At 74.3% G+C, this 665-nt stretch carries 1 protein-coding gene and 1 pseudogene; both read left to right on the top strand.

What is annotated here, in order from left to right; translation table 11 throughout:
• Positions 1-144: pseudogene (locus tag BZY54_RS45690) on the top strand (IclR family transcriptional regulator); the annotation flags it as partial.
• A partial coding sequence (locus tag BZY54_RS45685; RefSeq protein ID WP_143668325.1) for an SMP-30/gluconolactonase/LRE family protein occupies positions 141-665 on the top strand: 525 nt, incomplete at its 3' end. The pseudogene BZY54_RS45690 and the gene BZY54_RS45685, both read left to right, overlap by 4 nt.

The following is a 665-nucleotide window of genomic DNA, read 5'->3' as shown; positions in this document are numbered from 1 at the left end:
CGCACCGGGCAGGTGGTCGCGGCCCTGTCCATCTCCGTACCCATGATCCGCTGGAGCGAGGAACGCCGGGCCGAGCTGGAGCAGCTGGCCGTGAAGGGCGCCGCCGAGCTGTCGGAGCACCTCGGCCACAGGAGCGTGGCATGACGACGACGTACGAGGTCCACGACGTCGCGGTGCGCGCGGAGGCCGAGCTGGGCGAGGGCCCGACGTGGGACGCGGCGGCCGCACGGCTGATCTGGGTCGACATCCTCTCCTGCCGGGTGCACACCTATGACCCGGCGACGGGCGCCCGCACGGTCCGTACGACCGAGCAGCACGTCGGCGCCGCCAAACCGCGCACCGGCGGCGGGCTGGTGCTGAACCTGCGGGACGGGGTGGGGCTGGTCGACCCCGACGGCGGCTTCCGCTGGCTGCACCGTGACCCGGTGCCCGGCCGTCGCGGCAACGACGCCGCGGTGGCGCCGGACGGCTCCCTGTGGGCGGGCACGATGCGCTACGACGAGACCGCGGGCGGCGGCACGCTGTCCCGGCTGACCGGCGACGGCTCGGCCGAGGTGGTGCTGGCCGACGTGACGGTGAGCAACGGCACCGGCTGGAGCCCCGACGGCCGCCTGATGTACTACATCGACACGCCGACCCGCCGGATCGACGTGTTCGACTTCGCC

This window comes from Streptomyces carpinensis (genome assembly GCF_002154505.1).
GTDB classification, from domain to species: Bacteria; Actinomycetota; Actinomycetes; order Streptomycetales; family Streptomycetaceae; genus Streptomyces; species Streptomyces carpinensis.
The sequence above is the reverse complement of the archived record's forward strand: the minus strand, read 5'-3'. Positions and strand labels throughout refer to the sequence as shown.